General features: G+C 67.1%; 17 protein-coding genes. 13 read left to right on the forward strand and 4 right to left on the reverse strand.

The genetic code is table 11. The features are described from left to right. The first annotated feature begins 2 nt into the window (after positions 1–2). The 4 genes from CBI38_RS12350 (at position 3) to CBI38_RS12365 (ending at position 4,573) form a co-directional block, all read left to right on the forward strand. Positions 3–542 (forward strand): NlpC/P60 family protein, encoded by a 540-nt coding sequence (locus CBI38_RS12350; RefSeq protein ID WP_109329220.1) that lies wholly within the window; start codon positions 3–5, stop codon positions 540–542. Between the two features lie 375 nt (positions 543–917). Next, positions 918–1,970, forward strand: a complete 1,053-nt coding sequence (locus CBI38_RS12355; protein WP_109335030.1) for a C40 family peptidase — start codon at positions 918–920, stop codon at positions 1,968–1,970. Between the two features lie 49 nt (positions 1,971–2,019). Further along, positions 2,020–3,402, forward strand: a complete 1,383-nt coding sequence (locus CBI38_RS12360; RefSeq protein WP_109329222.1) for a hypothetical protein — start codon at positions 2,020–2,022, stop codon at positions 3,400–3,402. 43 nt (positions 3,403–3,445) lie between these two features. Next, entirely contained in the window at positions 3,446–4,573 is a 1,128-nt protein-coding gene (locus CBI38_RS12365) for a glycosyltransferase family 4 protein (protein WP_109329224.1), read from the forward strand. Between the two features lie 60 nt (positions 4,574–4,633). Here CBI38_RS12365 and CBI38_RS12370 read toward each other — a convergent pair whose 3' ends face one another. Then, positions 4,634–6,445: an AMP-dependent synthetase/ligase gene (locus CBI38_RS12370; RefSeq protein ID WP_109329226.1), complete on the reverse strand. Its 1,812-nt coding sequence runs from the start codon at positions 6,443–6,445 to the stop codon at positions 4,634–4,636. Positions 6,446–6,617: 172 nt separating this feature from the next. Between CBI38_RS12370 and CBI38_RS12375 the strand changes: the two genes are divergently transcribed. The 6 genes from CBI38_RS12375 (at position 6,618) to CBI38_RS12400 (ending at position 11,168) form a co-directional block, all read left to right on the forward strand. Then, the gene (locus tag CBI38_RS12375) at positions 6,618–6,998 is read left to right on the forward strand and encodes a polyketide cyclase / dehydrase and lipid transport (protein ID WP_109335031.1); all 381 of its coding nucleotides are present in this window, start codon (positions 6,618–6,620) and stop codon (positions 6,996–6,998) included. A gap of 153 nt (positions 6,999–7,151) precedes the next feature. Continuing rightward, entirely contained in the window at positions 7,152–7,589 is a 438-nt protein-coding gene (locus tag CBI38_RS12380) for an SRPBCC family protein (RefSeq protein ID WP_109329228.1), read from the forward strand. Further along, positions 7,589–8,827, forward strand: a complete 1,239-nt coding sequence (locus CBI38_RS12385) for an ArsA family ATPase (RefSeq protein WP_335743627.1) — start codon at positions 7,589–7,591, stop codon at positions 8,825–8,827. Before CBI38_RS12380 ends, CBI38_RS12385 begins: the two co-directional genes overlap by 1 nt. After that, positions 8,824–9,225, forward strand: coding sequence for a hypothetical protein (locus CBI38_RS12390; RefSeq protein WP_109335034.1), 402 nt, complete (start codon positions 8,824–8,826; stop codon positions 9,223–9,225). The genes CBI38_RS12385 and CBI38_RS12390 overlap by 4 nt, the downstream gene beginning before the upstream one ends. Before the next feature lie 64 nt (positions 9,226–9,289). Next, a complete protein-coding gene (locus CBI38_RS12395) occupies positions 9,290–10,285 on the forward strand; it encodes an ROK family protein (RefSeq protein ID WP_109335033.1) in 996 nt (331 codons plus the stop codon). A gap of 127 nt (positions 10,286–10,412) precedes the next feature. Beyond that, on the forward strand, positions 10,413–11,168 hold the full coding sequence (locus CBI38_RS12400; RefSeq protein WP_109329230.1) for a lysophospholipid acyltransferase family protein: 756 nt from the start codon (positions 10,413–10,415) through the stop codon (positions 11,166–11,168). Between the two features lie 39 nt (positions 11,169–11,207). Here CBI38_RS12400 and CBI38_RS12405 read toward each other — a convergent pair whose 3' ends face one another. Next, on the reverse strand, positions 11,208–12,530 hold the full coding sequence (locus CBI38_RS12405; protein ID WP_109329232.1) for a glycosyltransferase 87 family protein: 1,323 nt from the start codon (positions 12,528–12,530) through the stop codon (positions 11,208–11,210). A gap of 67 nt (positions 12,531–12,597) precedes the next feature. On the opposite strand from CBI38_RS12405, the gene CBI38_RS12410 reads away from it, so the two are divergent. Together CBI38_RS12410 and CBI38_RS12415 are read left to right on the forward strand one after the other, a co-directional pair. Further along, complete coding sequence (locus CBI38_RS12410; RefSeq protein WP_109329234.1) at positions 12,598–13,089, forward strand: polyadenylate-specific 3'-exoribonuclease AS; 492 nt, start codon at positions 12,598–12,600, stop codon at positions 13,087–13,089. Positions 13,090–13,131: 42 nt separating this feature from the next. Further along, positions 13,132–14,517, forward strand: a complete 1,386-nt coding sequence (locus CBI38_RS12415; protein WP_109329236.1) for a class II 3-deoxy-7-phosphoheptulonate synthase — start codon at positions 13,132–13,134, stop codon at positions 14,515–14,517. An 11-nt stretch (positions 14,518–14,528) separates the two neighbouring features. Here CBI38_RS12415 and pknB read toward each other — a convergent pair whose 3' ends face one another. Further along, positions 14,529–16,541 carry a Stk1 family PASTA domain-containing Ser/Thr kinase gene (pknB, locus tag CBI38_RS12420; RefSeq protein ID WP_109329238.1) on the reverse strand — a complete coding sequence of 671 codons (2,013 nt, stop codon included), beginning with the start codon at positions 16,539–16,541 and terminating at the stop codon, positions 14,529–14,531. Positions 16,542–16,650: 109 nt separating this feature from the next. Here pknB and CBI38_RS12425 point away from each other — a divergent pair, with 109 nt between their 5' ends. Further along, positions 16,651–17,019: an Rv2175c family DNA-binding protein gene (locus CBI38_RS12425; RefSeq protein ID WP_109329240.1), complete on the forward strand. Its 369-nt coding sequence runs from the start codon at positions 16,651–16,653 to the stop codon at positions 17,017–17,019. A gap of 8 nt (positions 17,020–17,027) precedes the next feature. Here CBI38_RS12425 and CBI38_RS12430 read toward each other — a convergent pair whose 3' ends face one another. Further along, a complete protein-coding gene (locus CBI38_RS12430) occupies positions 17,028–17,969 on the reverse strand; it encodes a phytoene/squalene synthase family protein (RefSeq protein WP_109329242.1) in 942 nt (313 codons plus the stop codon). Positions 17,970–17,972 lie beyond the last annotated feature (3 nt).

Genomic DNA, 17,972 nt, shown 5'->3' on the forward strand with positions numbered 1-17,972 from the left:
TCGTGGCGTCACAAGTTTCCAAGCGGAATGTGCGGCGGGCAATCGTCGCCAGCGCTCTTGCAGTAGGTGCGCTCACCGCTACCGCAGCCCCGGCCGCTGCGGACCCCATCACGATCCCCGGAATCGGAACCTTCGAGATCCCGGGCGTCGTCATCCCGCAGGTCCCCGGAGCGCCCGCGCTCCCCGCGCCGCCCGCGTCCTCCACCGGCGATAAAGCTGTTCAGGCAGCTCAGAGCAAAATCGGTGCCCCGTACGTCTACGGCGCCGCCGGTCCCAATTCGTTCGACTGCTCCGGTCTCGTGCAGTGGGCGTTCAAGCAGGCCGGACTCAACCTGCCGCGCACCAGCTACGACCAGGCCGCGGCCGGGACTCCCGTCGCGCAGTCCGATCTTCGTCCCGGCGACGTCGTGTCCTTCTACGGTGGGTCGCACTCCGGTATCTACGCCGGCAACGGCAACGTGATCCACGCCTCGACCGAGAGCCAGCCGGTCAAGTTGGCGCCCATCGCGTCGATGCCTTTCGACGGCGCACGCCGCTACTGATCCAGGCGCGTGGCACACGCATCTCCGGGACTCGCCCGGGGATGTACGGGGTAGCTTCGCAGGATCGCGCACGACCACCGAGGGTGGGTTCGAATCGCCATTCGAACCCACCCTTTGTGACATTTCGGCGCCCTGTCACCGCCGGAAATGCGCCGCGTTGTCGTCTGTGCCACGAGGCTGCGTCGGAGGTGGACACGAACGTATGCCATTCCGTAACCTATCCGAGACCTTGCGAACTCATGTCACCCGAACCGGACGACAACGCGGGTCGCCACCTCTTCAGCATTCCGTGGCCGTGCGCGACCGCGGACCCTCGTGTCGCGCATCGCATCGCGTCTCGGGTGGTGGAGATCGATGAACGGAGAACCGCATTCCGTGGGCTCGAACAAGATGAAGCGCTCGCTGCGCAGCATGCTGACCGTGGGCGTCCTGTCCCTGACACTCACCTCTCTGCCCACCGTGTCGGCGGGCGCGGACCCGGTGATCACCAACCCAACGGAGGCACTGGCCAAACTCGGTGATCTCTCCCGGCAGTCCGAGCAGACGTCCGAAGCACTCCACAACGCGCGGATCGACCTCGACGCCAAGTTGGCGGCACAACGTGACGCCGAGGCGAAGCTCGCCGGTGATCAGGGGGCTCTCGACGCCGCCAACGCGCGTATTGCGGTGTTCGAGCCGGTGGTCAACAAATTGGCGACGGCCAATTACCAGGGAGCCCGCACCAATCGGCTCTTCGCGGTGATGGTCAGTGATTCGCCGCAGCAACTTCTGGACCAGATGTCGGCTCTCGACGTCATCTCCAACGAGACCCGCAACCAGGTCGCGCAGTTCCAGGCAGCGACGTCGGATGCGGCGAAGGCAGCGGAAGCATCGAAGCAGTCCGCGGACACCGCCCGGTCCGCAACCGAGCAGGCCAAGGCGCTCAGCGACGATTTGCAGCGCAAGCAGAGTGACCTGCAGGCACAGATCGGCGAGGTGATGAAGGCGTTCGGTGACCTCACGGGCGCCGAGCGTGACCAGTTGGCCGGTACTCCGTTCCCTCCGGGATTCGATCCGAACACGATCCTCGCCCACCTCACACCGGGCTCTGGGTCGAGCGCACTCCAGGCTGGGATGACCCGCATCGGCGACCCGTATGTCTGGGGCGCCACCGGTCCTAACGAGTTCGACTGTTCGGGTCTCGTGGTGTGGGCTTACAAGCAGGTCGGGAAGACGTTGCCGCGGTCGAGTCAGGCGCAGGCCGGCGGGGGCACCCCGGTGTCGCGCGATCAGCTCCAGCCCGGCGACGTGGTCCTCTTCTACGATGACGCCTCTCACGTCGGCCTGTATGCGGGCAACGGCAACATCCTGCACGCGTCCACATTCGGTGTTCCGGTGAAAATCGAGTCGATGGCCGGGTTCCCGTTCTACGGAGCACGCCGCTACTGACGGAGACCGTCCCGCAACCGCGCGGGGGCATGCTCATACACTCACCGGCGTGCCCGAATCAGAGCCGGCGACCGCCGGGGAGCCGACATCACGCCGCCGGGCGCGTCCCTGGGAACTCGCCGCCCTGGTAGGACTCGTTCTCGCCGTCGTCGTCGTACTGACTTTGACTGGATTCTCGCGAACCGGCGAACGCACGGACGGCGCGGTCGGCAACGCCGACACCGCGGAGCAGAGCCGTCGCATCGCGGTGCAGACCCTTCTGGATCGTTGGGCGGAGGCAGTTCGCTCGAACGATCCGGCAGCCTTGTCGCAGCTGATGGATGCGTCGGCATCACCCGGATTTCTCGCCGCGGAGACGCGGCGAGCCGCGAATCTCGCGGCTGTCGAATTCTCGGACTGGGGATACGAGCTCGCCGACGGTACCGCGACCGAGGTGCCGGAGAGTGAGGTGCCGGAGAGTCTGGTCGACGCGCTCGGCGCCGACGAGGTGTGGTCACCCGCAGTTCGACTCCGCTATGCGATCGCGGACGTGGACGAGCTCTCCACCCGTAAACCAGTGTCACTGGTCGTCGCCCGGCGCGGTGATCGTTGGACCCTGGTGAGCGACAACGCCACAGTGGACGGGGATCATCGGACTTGGCGTGGGCCGTGGGATTTCGGCCCCGTGGTGTCGCGCCGCGTCGACACAGGCGGCGGAATGACGTCGGTGGTGCTGGGGCACCCCGACAACGCCGCAATGGTGGACCGCCTGGCCGAAGAACTCCCGTCTGCGGTGGTCAACGTCACGCAATTGTGGGGGCCGGACTGGGCTGGTAGGACGCTCGTGTGGGTGGCGGCGTCGCAAGACGAGTTCACGGCGCTGGTCGGCCCGGATCACGACGGACGTGACATTGCCGCCGTCGCGATCTCGGATGCCGTCGACCCGGAGGCAGCAGCGGTGAGCGGACAGCGGATCGTGTTCAGCCCGGCGTCGGCGGAGCGCCTCACCGAGGTGACCCGCCGAGCGATCCTGCGGCACGAACTGACCCATGTGGCGGCGCGGGCCGACACGGTGGATCGCTCGCCGATGTGGGTGCTCGAAGGGTACGCGGAGTACGCGGCATACCGCGGTTCCGACGAGGAGAAACGCCGGATCGCACCCGCGCTCACGGCGCTGGTGGACGAGGAAGGCGCACCGCAGGAGTTCCCCCGTGACGAGGACTTCTCTGCGGCAGGTGAGCGCGGGTCCATCGCCTACGAGACGGCGTGGTCCCTCAACGCGTTCGTGGCAGAGGAATTCGGTGAATCGCACGTGACGCAGCTGTATCGCGCGTTGGCTGTCGGCGAGAGTGACCCCGTGCAGGTCGACGACACACTGGCCGAGGTCCTCGACGTCGATGCCGATCAATTCCGGGACGAGTGGGCCGACTGGGTGGGCGCCCGACTGGGGTGACCCTGCGTCGCCCAGCGCCTGGTCAACCGCCTACGGTGGTCACATGCGTCGAACCCTGTTGGTGACGAACGATTTTCCGCCCCGCCCGGGTGGTATCCAGTCGTACCTGCACACCTTCGCCAAGCACTTTCCGGCGGACGACCTGGTGGTGTATGCCCCGCGGTGGCGGGGCGACTCGCATGTCACCTTCGATGCGCGACAGCCCTTTCCGGTGGTACGCCATCCCACCACGCTGATGGTGCCGACACCGTTCGTGGCCCGGCGCGCCGCGCGGCTGATCGAGGAGTACGGGTGCGCGAATGTGTGGTTCGGGGCCGCCGCGCCACTCGCCTTGCTCGCTCCGACCCTTCGCCGCGCGGGCGCCCAGCGCGTCATCGCCAGCACGCACGGGCACGAAGTGGGCTGGTCGATGCTGCCCGCCGCGCGGCAGGCGTTGCGGCAGATCGGTGAGCATACGGACGTCGTCACCTACGTGAGCCGCTACACCCGTGGCCGCTTCGCGTCCGCATTCGGTGCGGGCGCCGCGCTCGAGCACGTGCCGCCGGGGGTCGACACGGAGCGGTTCGCGCCCGACAGCGGCGCTCGCACGGAATTGCGGGCCCGGTACGGGCTGGGGGAGCGGCCGACTGTCCTGTGCCTGTCGCGTCTGGTGCCGCGCAAGGGGCAGGACGTTCTCATCCGCGCCCTCCCGACCATCCGTGAGCACATCGACGGTGCGGTACTCGTGATCGTCGGCGGCGGGCCCTACGAGGACCGCCTCCGGTCCATAGCCCGGGCGGTGGGTATGGAGGACCACGTGGTGTTCACCGGAACGGTCCCGTCGGCCGAACTGGCGGCACACCATACGATCGCCGACGTGTTCGCCATGCCGTGCCGCACACGGGGCGCGGGACTGGACGTGGAAGGCCTGGGGATCGTGTTCCTCGAAGCATCCGCCAGTGGAGTCCCCGTGGTCGCGGGACAGTCGGGTGGTGCACCGGAAACGGTGCGCCAGAACGAGACCGGGCTCGTCGTCGACGGCACGTCGGTGAACGAGGTGGCCCGTTCGGTGATCGCGGTTCTCGCCGACCGCGATCGCGCGGCCGCCATGGGTGCGGCCGGACGCGAATGGGTCAAGGCGGAGTGGCGATGGGACGTACTCGCCGCCCAGCTGCGGGCACTGCTTGCGTGAACCGCCCGTGAGTACTTCTCAACCGCGGGCGGTTGAGAAGTACTCACGGGCCGGAGGGCACTACTTGGCGTAAATGGCGGCGATCTCCTCGGAGAAGCTCTCGTGCACGACGTTCCGCTTGAGCTTCATCGTGGGCGTGAGTTCGCCTGTCTCCTCGGTGAAGTCGACGGGCAGGACGCGAAACTTCTTGATCGCTTCCGCGTGCGAGACGAGTGTGTTGGCTTCGGCGACCGCCTCGTCGATCTCCGCCGTGAGATCGGCGTCGGCAAGTAGATCGCCGACCTTGGTCTCGGCGGGCTTGCCGTTGCGCTCGTTCCACGCGGGGAGGGCGTCGGCGTCGATCGTGATCAGAGCGCCGATGAACGGCTGCTGGTCGCCGACGACGATGGCCTGGCTGATGAGCGGGTGCGCACGAAGGTGATCCTCGAGCTGCGCGGGGGACACGTTCTTTCCACCGGCCGTGACGATGATCTCTTTCTTGCGGCCGGTGATCGTGATGTAACCGTCCGAATCGACCGACCCGAGGTCGCCGGTGTGGAACCAGCCGTTGTCGAGTGCCTCGGACGTGGCGGCCTCGTTGCGCCAGTATCCGTGGAACACCACCGGTCCCGACAGCAGGATCTCGCCGTCGTCCGCGATGCGGACCGAGTTTCCTGCGAGGGGTTTGCCGACCGAACCGACCTTCTGTTCGCCGATCGTGTTGACTGCGAATGCCGCTGAGGTCTCGGTGAGACCGTAGCCCTCGTAAATCGTGATGCCGATGCCGCGGAAGAAGTGGCCGAGCCGGGCGCCGAGCGGTGCGCCGCCCGAGATCGCCAGCTGGCACTTTCCGCCCAGCGCCGCGCGTAGCTTCGAGAACACCAGCTTGTCGAACAGTGCGTGCTTGGCCTTGAGGACCAGTCCCGGCCCGCCCTTGTCCTGAGCTTCGCTCCAGGCGATGGCCGTCTCGGCGGCCGCGTCGAAAATCTTGCCCTTGCCCTCGCCGTGGGCCTTGGCGCGGGCACTGTTGTACACCTTCTCGAAGACACGGGGCACCGACAGGATGAAGTCGGGGCGGAACTCGCCGAAAGTGGGGACCAGGTTCGGTATGTCGCTCGTGTGTCCGAGCGCAGCACCCGCGTCGAACGATGCGATGCTCACTGCCCGCGCGAGGACGTGCGCCATCGGGAGGAACATCAGCGTGCTCACACCGGGGGACTTCAACAGGGTGCCGAGGCTCGAGTCGAGGATGCCCTTCGACTCGGCGATCAGATTCGAGTGCGTCAGCTGGCAGCCTTTGGGGCGACCGGTGGTACCGGAGGTGTAGATGAGAGTCGCGGGGTCGCTCGACTTCAGAGCCGCGACCCGGGCCTCGATCTCTGCGTCCGGGACGTCGATGCCGAGCGTGGTCAGTTCGTCGACGACGCCGCGCTCACCGCCGGCCGCCTCGATCTGGTAGACCCCACGCAGCGCCGACGCCTCGGCGGCGACCTCCTTCACGGTCGCCGCATGCGTGGCGTTCTCGACGATCAACTGGGTGGCTTCGGAATCGCCGAGGATCCAGCGGACCTGCTCCGCCGAGGAGGTTTCGTAGATCGGGACGGTAACGCCGCCGGCGGACCAGATGGCGAAGTCGAGGAGCGGCCACTCGTACCGGGTGGCGGACATCAACGCGACCCGATCTCCCTGCTGGACGCCCAGGGCGACAAGGCCCTTCGCGACCGCGGTGACCTGTGCCGCGAAATCGGCGGCCGTGACATCGGTCCAGCTTCCCGCGACCTTCCGCTTGTACACGATCAGCGCCGGACGGGCCGCTGCGTGGGCGAACACCGAGTCGACCGCGGACGCGTCCTCCGCGATCGTGAACGACTGTGGCGCGCTGAACTCGGGCACGAAAAACCTCCGACGCTGAAAGATACTGACGAGTAGGATTGTCTGGCTCAACTTTAGACCTTCGCCTGCACCTGGCTGTCCCAGCCCGACGGACCCCTGCTCAGTGCCTGTTCTCGGCCGCCGGAGGAACCACGCGGCGATCGCGGCGCGGCAGTGTGTGAAGCTAGTCGCTGTGAGCAGTATTCAGGTCGCAGACCAGACGTTCGTTGCGGCGCCACCCGCGCAGGTAGCGGCGGCGATTGCCCCGCCCACCCGGTGGCGACGGTGGTGGCCCGACCTCACTCTGTCCGTCCGCGAGGACCGTGCCGACAAGGGGATCCGGTGGGTCGTGGCCGGGGCCCTCACGGGAACGATGGAGGTGTGGCTCGAACCGGTGCTCGACGGGGTGATCGTCCACTACTTCCTGCATGCCGAACCGGCCCGGAGCGAGGGCGACGGTTCACCCGACCTGGCTGCACTGAACCGTCGCCGCCGTGTCGAGGGGAAAGAGATGTCCTTCGAGGTCAAGAAGGAACTGGAAGCGGGTCGCGCGCCCGGGGAACCACCATCCTGACCTGGCGACCTTCCCCGGGGGCGCCGTCAGCATTGTGTCCGAGCACAGGAATCGTGTGTGATAGTCGGGCACGACACAGTCACGGAACCAGGTAACAGTGTGGCCCGGCCATCGGCGCGCGGGTTCGCACATGCGAAAGGAAGCGTTCAGTCCATGCCCGAGAGGACCAAGAGGTCGATCAGTATCGAGGCGCCGGCCGCCCGGGTGATGGATGTGATCGCCGACTTCGACGCGTATCCGGCGTGGGTGACGGCAGCGAAATCCGTGGAGGTACTGGACCCGGGGCCGAACGGCAGGGCCGATCGGGTGCGCTTCGTCCTCGATGCGGGAATGGTCAAGGACACGTATGTGCTCCGCTACCGATGGGCGCCGGACGGCAAGGCCGTGAGCTGGGAGCTCGAGTCGGGCGAGATACAGAAGGCGCAATTCGGTTCGTATGTGCTCGAGGAAGAATCGGGCGGCAGTACCACCGTCACCTACGAACTGACCGTGGACCTCACCATCCCGATGATCGGCCTGTTCAAGCGCAAGGCCGAAAAGGCCATCACCGATACAGCGCTCAAGGAACTGAAGAAGCGGGTGGAAGGCTGATCAGCGAGGGCGGTAGCGGTCCCGCACGGGTCCAGTTCTTCGTTGGCAAGGGCGGTGTGGGTAAGACCACACTCGCTGCCGCGACGGCGCGGGCGGCTGCGGACAGTGGTAGTCGGACACTTCTCGTTTCCCTCGATCAAGCGCATTCACTCGCCGACGTCCTCGGTGTCGGGTCGGCACGGGACCTCATGTCGGCGGCCGACTGTCTCGACGTCATCGAACTGGATACTCTCGCCGTGCTGGAAAGGCGCTTCAGGAGCGTGTCGGCACTGATCGCCGCCGCAGGCAACCACGACCACGGCGCACAACTGTCGGCACTGGAACCCGAGGAGTTGACGGGGCTGCCGGGTGTGCAGGACGTGCTGGGTTTGCGGGAGGTCGTCGGCTTCGCCACCAGCGGGCGGTACGACACCGTCGTCGTGGACTGCCCACCCACCGCGGATGCGCTGCGGATGCTCGACGCGCCCGCGATGACCCTCGACTACATCGAGCGGGTGTGGCCGCAGCATCGTCGGATGATCGCCCTGGTGGGCACGGATCCGCGGCTGGTCATGCTGGTCTCGTTGCTCGAGCAGGTGGTCTCGGCCGTCGGCGAGGTCCGAGCGTTGCTGACGAACCGCTCGAAAACCACTGTGCGACTGGTGACCGCGCCCGAGCGGGTGGTGCTCACGGAAACTCGCCGTACCTTGGCCGCGGCGGCGCTCTCGGACCTGCGGGTCGATGCCATCCTCGTGAACAACCTTCTGCCGCAGTTCGATTCGACTGAGCAGGGAGATGGTCCCGGAGTCGCCTGGCTGAGGCGGCGACGGGCGCTCCAGCAGAGGGTGCTGGCCGAGCTCACCGCGTCGGTCGGAGCGACCGTGATCCGCACGGTGACCCGTTCGGTGACGGAGCCGGTAGGGTTGGCCGATCTCGGCGATATCGCCAGGGAGTTGTATACCGACGGCGTGGACGCGGTTGCAGTGCTGGGGAAGAACCCTCCCGCAGTGCGGGTGGGGCTGGAATCGGGGGCCGGTGTGGATTCTGTGTACACGATGCGGATGTATCTGCCGCTCGTGAATCCGTCGACTCTCACCTTGGGTCGAGTGGAGGACGATTTGGTGGTGGGTGCCGAAGGGGTGCGCCGGCGTATACGGCTCGCCTCCGTCCTACGCCGATGCGTCGTTGCCGGCGCGGAACTGGACGGCACCGACCTCGTGGTGCGCTTCACCCCGGACCCTCAGGTGTGGCCGGTATGAACGACGATCACGCCCAACTCGTCGCGGAACTGCGGGCGCTGGCCGAAAATGCCCTGGAGCGACTCGAACCGATCCTGCAGCGCGCCGCGGCACCCCACGCGCAGGATGGACCGAACGATCCGGCGGCGGGCACCGGCGAATGGTCGGGGTGCACGTGGTGCCCGGTGTGTGCGCTCGCGGCGTTGATTCGCGGAGAACAGCACGACCTCGTGACACTTCTGGCGAATCAGGGGACCGTGCTCATCGCGGTTCTCCGGCAGATACTCGACGAGCATCGTGTGCACGACACCCCGGATGGCCCGCAGGCCCCGGACCCTCCGCCGGGTAACGCCGAGGACGCACCACGCGGTCCCGCCGGATCGGCGTTCGTCCCCATTTCGGTCACCATCAAGCAGTGACCGCCGACGCCCTGTCCGCAGATCTCGTGCGCGCGGGCGGCCCGGCGTGGGCACAATCATGTCCATGAATAACGGCGCGGGCAGCGACACAGGCGGCAGCTCGCCACTGACCATCGGCATCGACGTCGGCGGGACCAGCATCCGTGCTTCGGTAGTCGATGCGAGTGGCGAGGTTCTGGACTCGCTCCAGTCGCCGACACCGGCGTCCGCGAAGGCTCTCGAGAACGGCCTCGACCGGGCCGTGCGGGAGCTGTCGGGGCGACACAGTATCGCCGCTGTCGGGCTGGCGGTCGCCGGATTCATCACCCCGGACCGCACCACGGTGCGGTTCGCGCCCCACCTGCCCTGGGTGGGTGCACCGGTAGGGCGGGACCTGGGCGAGCGGCTGGGCCTCCCGGTGATCCTCGAGCACGATGCCAATGCCGCCGCCTGGGCCGAGCACCGTTTCGGCGCTGCAGCCGGAGGTCGGAACGTCGTGATGCTTGCCGTCGGGACGGGCATCGGGGCCGCGCTCCTCGCGGACGGGCAGCTCTACCGCGGCAGCCATGGTGTCGCACCGGAGCTCGGGCACATTCAGGTGGTTCCGGGCGGCCGTCCGTGCGCGTGTGGGAAGCGCGGGTGCTGGGAGCGGTACTGCAGCGGCACGGCCCTCGTCGACACGGCGATCGAGCTGCTGGCCGCCGACCCGACGACCTCGACGATCCTCGCCCGTGAAGTCGCCGTCGATCCGGGTGCGCTGACGGGACGCCGGATCGCAGGCGCCGCCCAGGACGGGGACCCCCTGGCCCAACAGACGATGCGGGAATTCGCGCGCTGGCTCGGGGTGGGGCTGGCACTGATCGGCGACGTGTACGACCCTGATCTCATCGTGATCGCAGGCGGCGTGGCAAGCTCGTCCCCGTTGTTTCTCGACGCGGCACGCGAGCACTACGCTGCATTGACCACCGGCGCGGGCCACCGGCCGTTGGCGCGAATCCGGTCGACTCAACTGGGCGAGGCAGCGGGCATGATCGGTGCCGCGGAACTCGCCCGAGCCGTCCTGCCCGACCGGGTAGGTTGACTCCGCTTCGACGCCTGTAAACCTGCAGTGTGATGCTGTGCGGGGTACCAGGGCGTATGTAGCGGCCCTCACCTACCCGAAGTAGAGTCGACCCGAACGAAGCTTGGGTTGCAACGGGAGGGACGCCATGTGGTACTGGCTCTTCAAGTACGTGTTTTTGGGGCCGGTTCTCTGGATTTTGGGTAGGCCCACGGTGGAGGGAACGGAGAACATTCCGGCCGAGGGTGGTGCCATTTTGGCGAGTAACCATCAGGCAGTGCTGGATTCATTCTTCCTTCCGTTGCGTGTCTCGCGCAGGATCACCTTCCTCGCGAAGAGCGAGTACTTCACCGGGACGGGACTGAAGGGCGCCTTCCAGCGCTGGTTCTTCTCCGTCGCCGGGCAGGTGCCGATCGACCGCACCGGGGCCGACGCCGCGCAGGACGCGCTGAATGCCGGTCTGCGCGTGTTGTCGCAGGGGAAGTTGCTGGGCATCTATCCGGAGGGCACCCGTTCTCCGGACGGCCGGCTCTACAAGGGGAAGACCGGACTGGCGCGGTTGGCGCTCGAGTCCGGTGTGAAGGTCATCCCGGTGGCCATGATCGGAACGGCGAAGGTCAACCCGATCGGTTCGCGGCTATGGCGTCCAGCGAAGGTGACCGTCCGGATCGGGGAGCCGATCGATTTCTCCCGGTTCGAGGGAATGGGCGGCAATCGGTTCGTCGAGCGAGCCGTCACCGACGAGGTGATGTACAAGCTGATGAAGCTGTCCGGTCAGGAGTACGTCGACATCTACGCGGCGACCCTCAAGAAGTCGACGCCGACCGGCCCGACTGCGGTGCCGGAGGCAGGACTCGCCCCGGCCACCGATGTCACTCGGATGCCGGACACACGCGCGAGCTGACTTGCCACGGCCTCAGGACACGGGGACGGACACGTCGCCTCAGGACACGGGGACGGACACGTCGCCGGACGGTGTCCGGCGTTCGTCCCCGTCCGGCCGGGATGCGGCCGTGCCGAAGGTGACGAATGCCACGGCTACCACAGCGCAGCCCCACCACACGTAGGACGACGCCAGGATCTGGTCCCACACACTCCAGTGGACGCCGCTCCAACGGCCGACTCCCAGTTTCCAATGGGCGGCCACCTTGATGACGGCCAGTCCCGCGACTGCGACGAGCCCGAGCGCGATGCTGCGTCGCCGGTAGGCGAGGACCCCGAGCACGAGGGTGATCGGCACCGACCACACCCAGTGGTGTGACCAGGACACCGGGGACACCAGAAGTCCCAGCACCGCGTTCACCCCGAGCGCGAGCGCGGCCTCTCCGGCGCGGAGCGTTCGGAGCATCGCGACGATCACCAGGGCGAGGACCCCGAGGCCGAGCAGCAGCCAGATCGGTGTACGCAACGACTCGCTCACGTCGAAACGTGCCAGCACCCCGGTGATGCTCTGATTTGCCGGATACGCGGGAGTGCCGATCCGGCCCGAGTCGAAGAGTGTGCGGGTCCAGTAGGTGACCGAGTCGCTCCACGTTGCGATCGCGCCCACCGCGCTGAACGCAACGAAGGCGGCCGCCGTCGTCACTGCCGCGCGAAAGTCTTTGCGCAGCAGGAAGTACAGCACGAACACGGCGGGGGTCAGCTTCACTGCGGCGGCCAGTCCGATCAACACACCGCGGGGCAGGGGTGTGCGCTTCGCGAGGCAGTCGAACGCCACCAACGCCATCAGCAGGATGTTGATCTGCCCGTAGTCGAGAGTGGACGACACCGGTTCGAGTGCCATGGCCACGGCCAGCCCGCCGAGCGCCGTCCACACCAGGGTGGTCCGCGGGGCGATTCCGAGGGAGTCGAGAGTGACGAGGAGTGCGCCGAACAGGGCGACCAGGGACAGCGCGGTCACCACCACGCCTGCCGCCTCCAGTGACACCAGCGACAGTGGACTGAAGACCACCGCCGCGAGCGGTGGATAGGTGAACGGAAGGAAGTTGCCCATCTGCGTGGGTGGCATCGATCCGTAGAGAGTGGGCCCGTGGAGGAACACCGACCCGCCGAGACGGTAGACGTCCAGGTCGAGCCGGTAGTAGAAACCGAAGTCGCGCAGACCCGGCAGACCGACGAGGTTGTACGCGAAGCCGGTGACGAGTCCGGCGACGATCAGGACCCGAATCAACACACCTAAAACGCGTTGTCGCTGCAGCGTCCGCGGCGCCTCCGAGCGGTCCGCGGCAGTGCCCGCGGACCGACGACCGTCGGGGGTAGCGCTCACCAAGGTCTCCTTCAGGAGTGAGGGGTGGATCCGGTCGACGCCGACGAATGAGGCATAGTCTGCGGGCGTGCGTTACTTCTACGACTGCGAGTTCATCGAGGATGGTCGCACGATCGACCTGGTGTCGATCGGGGTGGTCGCAGAGGACGGACGTGAATTCTACGCCGTGTCCACCGAGTTCGATCCCGCGCGCGCCGGAAAGTGGGTGCGGCGGAACGTTCTGCCGAAACTGCCGCAACCGTCGTCCCCCTTGTGGAAGAGCCGCGCGCGGATCCGGGACGACCTGTACACGTTCCTGATTCCCCGACCCGGCGTGGTGCCCGAACTGTGGGCGTGGGTGGCCGCCTACGACCACGTCGCCCTGTGTCAGCTGTGGGGAGACATGACGGCGTTGCCGCAGTTGCTGCCCCGCTACACCCGAGAGCTCCGTCAGTACTGGGAGGACAACGGCAGTCCAGCCCTTCCACCTGCACCGGGAGACGCACACGACGCACTGGCCGACGCCCGGCACAACATGGCAAAGTTCGAAGCCGTGCGGGTGGCGCGGTCGCTGCGGTGACCTGACTCGCCATCCGTCCTGCCGAGCGAATATCCTGTATGGGTGAACTGGACTGTCGACGTGCCGATCGACCGCTTGCCCGAACTTCCGCCGCTTCCTTCCGTGATGCGTGAGCAGCTCGACGCTGCCCTGGCCAAGCCGGCTGCCCAGCAGCCGCAGTGGCCGGAGGGGCAGGCCGCGGCGATGCGGACCGTCCTCGAGAGCGTTCCGCCGATCACGGTCGCCAGCGAGGTCGTCGCGCTGCAGGAGAAGCTGGCGCAAGTGGCCCGTGGGGAGGCATTCCTCCTCCAGGGCGGTGACTGCGCGGAGACCTTCGCCGACAACACCGAGCCGCACATCAAGGGCAACATTCGCACGCTGCTGCAGATGGCGGTCGTCCTCACCTACGGCGCGAGCCTGCCCGTGGTGAAGGTTGCGCGCATCGCCGGTCAGTACGCGAAGCCGAGGTCGTCGAACGTGGACGCTCTGGGACTGCAGTCGTACCGCGGTGACATGATCAACTCCCTCGTCGCGGACGAGGCGGTTCGGGCCCACGACCCGTCGCGGCTGGTGCGCGCCTACGCGAACGCGAGTGCAGCGATGAACCTCGTCCGCGCGCTCACCGGCGCGGGCATGGCCGATCTGCACAAGGTCCACGACTGGAACCGTGAGTTCGTGGCGTCCTCACCCGCGGGTGCCCGCTATGAGGCACTTGCCGCGGAAATCGACCGTGGGCTGCAGTTCATGAACGCGTGCGGCGTCACCGATCCGAGCCTGCATCAGGCGCAGATCTTCGCCAGCCATGAGGCGCTGGTCCTCGATTACGAGCGAGCGATGCTCCGTCTGGACAATGACGACGATCACCCCAAGCTGTACGACCTGTCGGCCCACTTCCTGTGGATCGGTGACCGCACCCGTCAGCTCGACGGAGCGCACATCGCCTTCGCGGAACTGGTGTCCAACCCGATCGGACTGAAGATCGGTCCCAGCACCACCCCCGAGATGGCCGTCGAATACGTCGAGCGTCTCGACCCCACCAACAAACCGGGCCGGCTGACGCTGATCTCCCGGATGGGCAACAACAAGGTGCGCGACCTGCTGCCGCCCATCATCGAGAAGGTGCAGGCCACCGGTCATCAGATCATCTGGCAGTGCGACCCGATGCACGGCAACACGCATGAGGCGTCCACCGGCTACAAGACCCGTCACTTCGACCGCATCGTCGACGAGGTTCAGGGATTCTTCGAGGTCCACAACGGCCTCGGCACCTACCCGGGCGGCATCCATGTCGAGTTGACCGGCGAGAACGTCACCGAGTGCCTCGGCGGCGCCCAGGACATTTCCGACCTCGATCTCTCGGGCCGCTACGAGACCGCCTGCGACCCGAGGCTCAACACGCAGCAGTCACTCGAACTGGCGTTCCTCGTCGCGGAGATGCTGCGGGGCTGATCCGGCCAGAGTCAGGGCAGCGACACCAGGGTGACGGTGCTCCCGGGTTTCACCAGGTCGCCGCTGCCCGGGTTCTGGCTGATCACCACGGACCGGTCGGTGTCGGTGACTTGACGCACCTTCACCTCGAGTCCCAGTCGCGTCAGTTCGTCGCGGGCGGATCCGACGGTGCGTCCCAGCATCGACGGCACCCGCACAGCGTTGGATACCGTCAAGGTGACACTGGTGCCTGCGCTGACCTGGGTACCGGCCTTCGGGTCGGTGGCGATGACATCGCCTTCCTCGACCTTCCGGTCGAAGTCGGTGGCAGTGTCCTGCACCACGATGCCGACCGCTTCGAGGGACGCGCGTGCCTCAGCCTCCGACATTCCCCGCACGTCGGGGATGTCGACGGGGGGAGCGCCCTTGCTGACGATGAGTTTTACCTGCGAGCCCGTGGGGAGTGAGGTACCGGGCGCCGGATCGAGCGCGGCCACCGCACCGATCGGAACCTTCGCGCTGAATGCCTGACCCCCGTCGACGGGCATGAAGGTCCGGTGCCGAAGCTCCCGCTCGATCTCGGAACGATCGCCGCCGGCGGGCAGGGGCGGGACGGTCGGCCGTCCGAGTGACACGACGAGCGCGACCGTGCCGTCCCGGGAGATTCGCGAGCCGCCCGGGGGATCCGTCCCCAGCACGGTGTCGAGGGCGGCTGTATCCGAATACTCGCCGCGAATCTCCGAGGTGAGCCCTGCCGCCTCGATCGCCGACACCGCGGCACCTCGATCCAGCCCGTCGATGGCCGGGACCGCGGTGTACCGGCCGGAACCCATCCACCAGCCGCCGAACCCCACGGCGAGGGCGAGCATCAGTACCACCAGCAGCCACAGGATCGTCGTCCGTCGCGACCGCTGACGTTCGGCGGCGAAATCCGGATACCGGTACCCCTCGTCGGGTTCGTCGTCGCCCTCCGATCCGTGCCCGTCCATCGGGGGCCGCGGGGTACCCGCCGTCACGATGCGGGTGTGCTGGATACCGGGCTGTCCGCTGTGTTGCGGGAGCGGTGCGTGGAGAGGAGCAGCGGGAAGGTGCGCGGTGGGTGGGGCGAGCGGGCTCGGCGGCGAGGTGAGTGGAGGTGCGCTCGCAGCGGCCGCAAGATGCTGGGCCGAGCGGCGGGGTGCGGGCACCCGGTAGGTGGGCAGCTCGAGCGCCGCCGCGATGCTACGGAGTGCCGTTCCCATCTGTTCGGCGTTGGCGAAACGGTGTGAGGGTTCCCGGTGGGTGGCCTCGGCGACGAGTTCGTCGAACTCGTGCGGAACCCCGGCGATGTACGACCCCGGTCGGGGAACGTCCTGGTTGATGCGCTGATACGCAACGGAGAGGGAGGTGTCCCCGGTAAACGGTGTGCGCCCGGTGAGAAGCTCGAATAGCAGGATTCCGGTGGAATAGACGTCGCTGCGGGTATCCGCGACCCCGGACGTGACCTGCTCGGGAGACAGGTACGCGGCGGTACCGAGAATGACGCTGTTGGACGTGGTGTTCGATGCTGCTGCGGCGCGCACCAGACCGAAGTCGGCGATCTTCACCTCGCCGCCGTCGGAAATCAGGATGTTCTCCGGTTTGACGTCCCTGTGCACGAGTCCGGCACGGTGAGCGACGGCCAGCGCATCGAGAACCGGACCAGCCACCGCGGCCACGGCATGCGGAGGCATCGGCCCGCGCTCACGCAACAGTTCCCGTAGCGTTCCCCCGTCGACGAGTTCCATCACGAGAAAGGCGTGTTCGCGGTCGTGTCCCTGGTCGTAGACGGCGACGAGTGAGGGATGCCCCAGCCGGGCCACCGAACGGGCTTCGAACTCGAAGCGGGCGACGAAGGCAGGGTCGGCAGCGAACTGCGGGTCCATCACTTTGATGGCCACCGGACGGTCGAGGCGCATGTCGAGCCCCCGATACACGGTGGACATACCCCCACGCGCGATCAGGGCATCCACCCGATAGCGCCGGTCGAGCAGTTCGCCGATCAAACGTTGACCTCCATCGTGCACTGTGTCCGTCCCCCGTATGTCCGCGCAGTCCGGCCACGCGCCCTCCAATCGTAGCCAGCCGGACCGACCGGTAGCGCCACGGCGGAACCGACCAGATAACGTTAGGGGAGTGAGTGCCATCCCTTACTGTGACGATGTCCTGGACCCTTCCGTCTCGCTACTACAGCTGGTGGACGTGGCGAAGTCGCTGGGTGTACCCGTCACACGCGTGCAGCAGCTTCTACGGGATGAGCAGCTGATCGCTGTTCGCCGCAACGGTGTGCTCGGCGTTCCGGAACTGTTCTTCGGCGAGGACGGGCAGACGCTGAAGTGGCTGCCCGGTCTCATCGCGGTACTACACGACGGCGGTTTCCGCGACGAGGAGATTCTGCTGTGGCTTTTCCGGGAGGACGACAGCCTTCCGGGGACGCCTGTGCAGGCGCTGCACGGGGATCTGGCTCGAGAGGCCATACGCCGGGCACAGGCGATGGGTTTCTGAGCGCCGTTTCATTGCGTGCCGCGTGAGGGCACCGCGAGCCGGGCGAATTGGGGCACGGCGGTGGACCACCGGTTCCTGCGCGGCACCGTCGCGCGCTGGTGTAAGACGGCGTAGCCGCTGCGTTCTATTTCGTCGAGAATCCTCGAGTACAGCATGAAGGCTGTTCTGATCCCGGGCTGTACCCGGCGGTCCAGCATGCCGATTCCCGGCTCCGCGTCGCGGTACACCGCCCGGGTGACCGCGATGAGGTGGGCGAGCGCACGAACGATGCGCTGATCCGTTGTCCCGGTGCGTCGGCTGGACATCAGCAGGTCGGTGTCGACACCGAAAGCTGCCAGCTCGTCAGCGGGGAGGTAGACGCGTCCCCGGTCGAGGTCTTCTCCGACGTCCCGGAGGAAGTTGGTCAGCTGGAAGGCTTCGCCGAGCGCAGCGGCGTGGGGCTCCGCCTCGTTCGCTGGGCAGATCGTGCCGAGCACGGGCAGCATCTGCAGCCCGATCACGGCGGCGGACCCGTACATGTACTCCCGCAGTGCCGGCATCGTGGTGTACCGGGCACGGTGCGACGGGGTATCCGGAATGTCCATCCGCATCGACTCGAGGAACGCGAAGAAGTATTTGGGCGCGATGTGGAAGGTCGCGACCGAGTCGAGGAATGCGGGAAGGACGGGCGCCAGCTCGGGAACCACTCCTGGGTCGATTGCAGTCGGGTCGTCGAATCCCCGTCGAAGCGTCGTTTCGATCCGGTCGAGTTCTGCTGCACAGTCTTCGGTCGACCGCACGCCGCCCATCTCGACATCGACGATGTCGTCGACGGTGCGGGCGAATGCGTAGAGCGCGTGAACCGCATTGCGGCGGTGCCGGGGAAGTAACCGGGTGGCGAGGTGGTACGTGCGTCCGTGCTCCGCTGTCAGAGCACCGCAGTAACGATAGCTCTCCGCCAGCTCCGTCATGGC

The organism is Rhodococcus oxybenzonivorans, assembly GCF_003130705.1.
Lineage (GTDB): Bacteria > Actinomycetota > Actinomycetes > Mycobacteriales > Mycobacteriaceae > Rhodococcus_F > Rhodococcus_F oxybenzonivorans.

Coding starts and splice junctions, on each gene's coding strand:
- CBI38_RS12365 (WP_109329224.1), top strand. CDS start 3,446: ATGCGTCGAACCCTGTTGGTGACGAACGATTTTCCGCCCCGCCCGGGT.
- CBI38_RS12380 (WP_109329228.1), top strand. CDS start 7,152: ATGCCCGAGAGGACCAAGAGGTCGATCAGTATCGAGGCGCCGGCCGCC.
- CBI38_RS12390 (WP_109335034.1), top strand. CDS start 8,824: ATGAACGACGATCACGCCCAACTCGTCGCGGAACTGCGGGCGCTGGCC.
- CBI38_RS12395 (WP_109335033.1), top strand. CDS start 9,290: ATGAATAACGGCGCGGGCAGCGACACAGGCGGCAGCTCGCCACTGACC.
- CBI38_RS12400 (WP_109329230.1), top strand. CDS start 10,413: ATGTGGTACTGGCTCTTCAAGTACGTGTTTTTGGGGCCGGTTCTCTGG.
- CBI38_RS12430 (WP_109329242.1), bottom strand. CDS start 17,969: ATGACGGAGCTGGCGGAGAGCTATCGTTACTGCGGTGCTCTGACAGCG.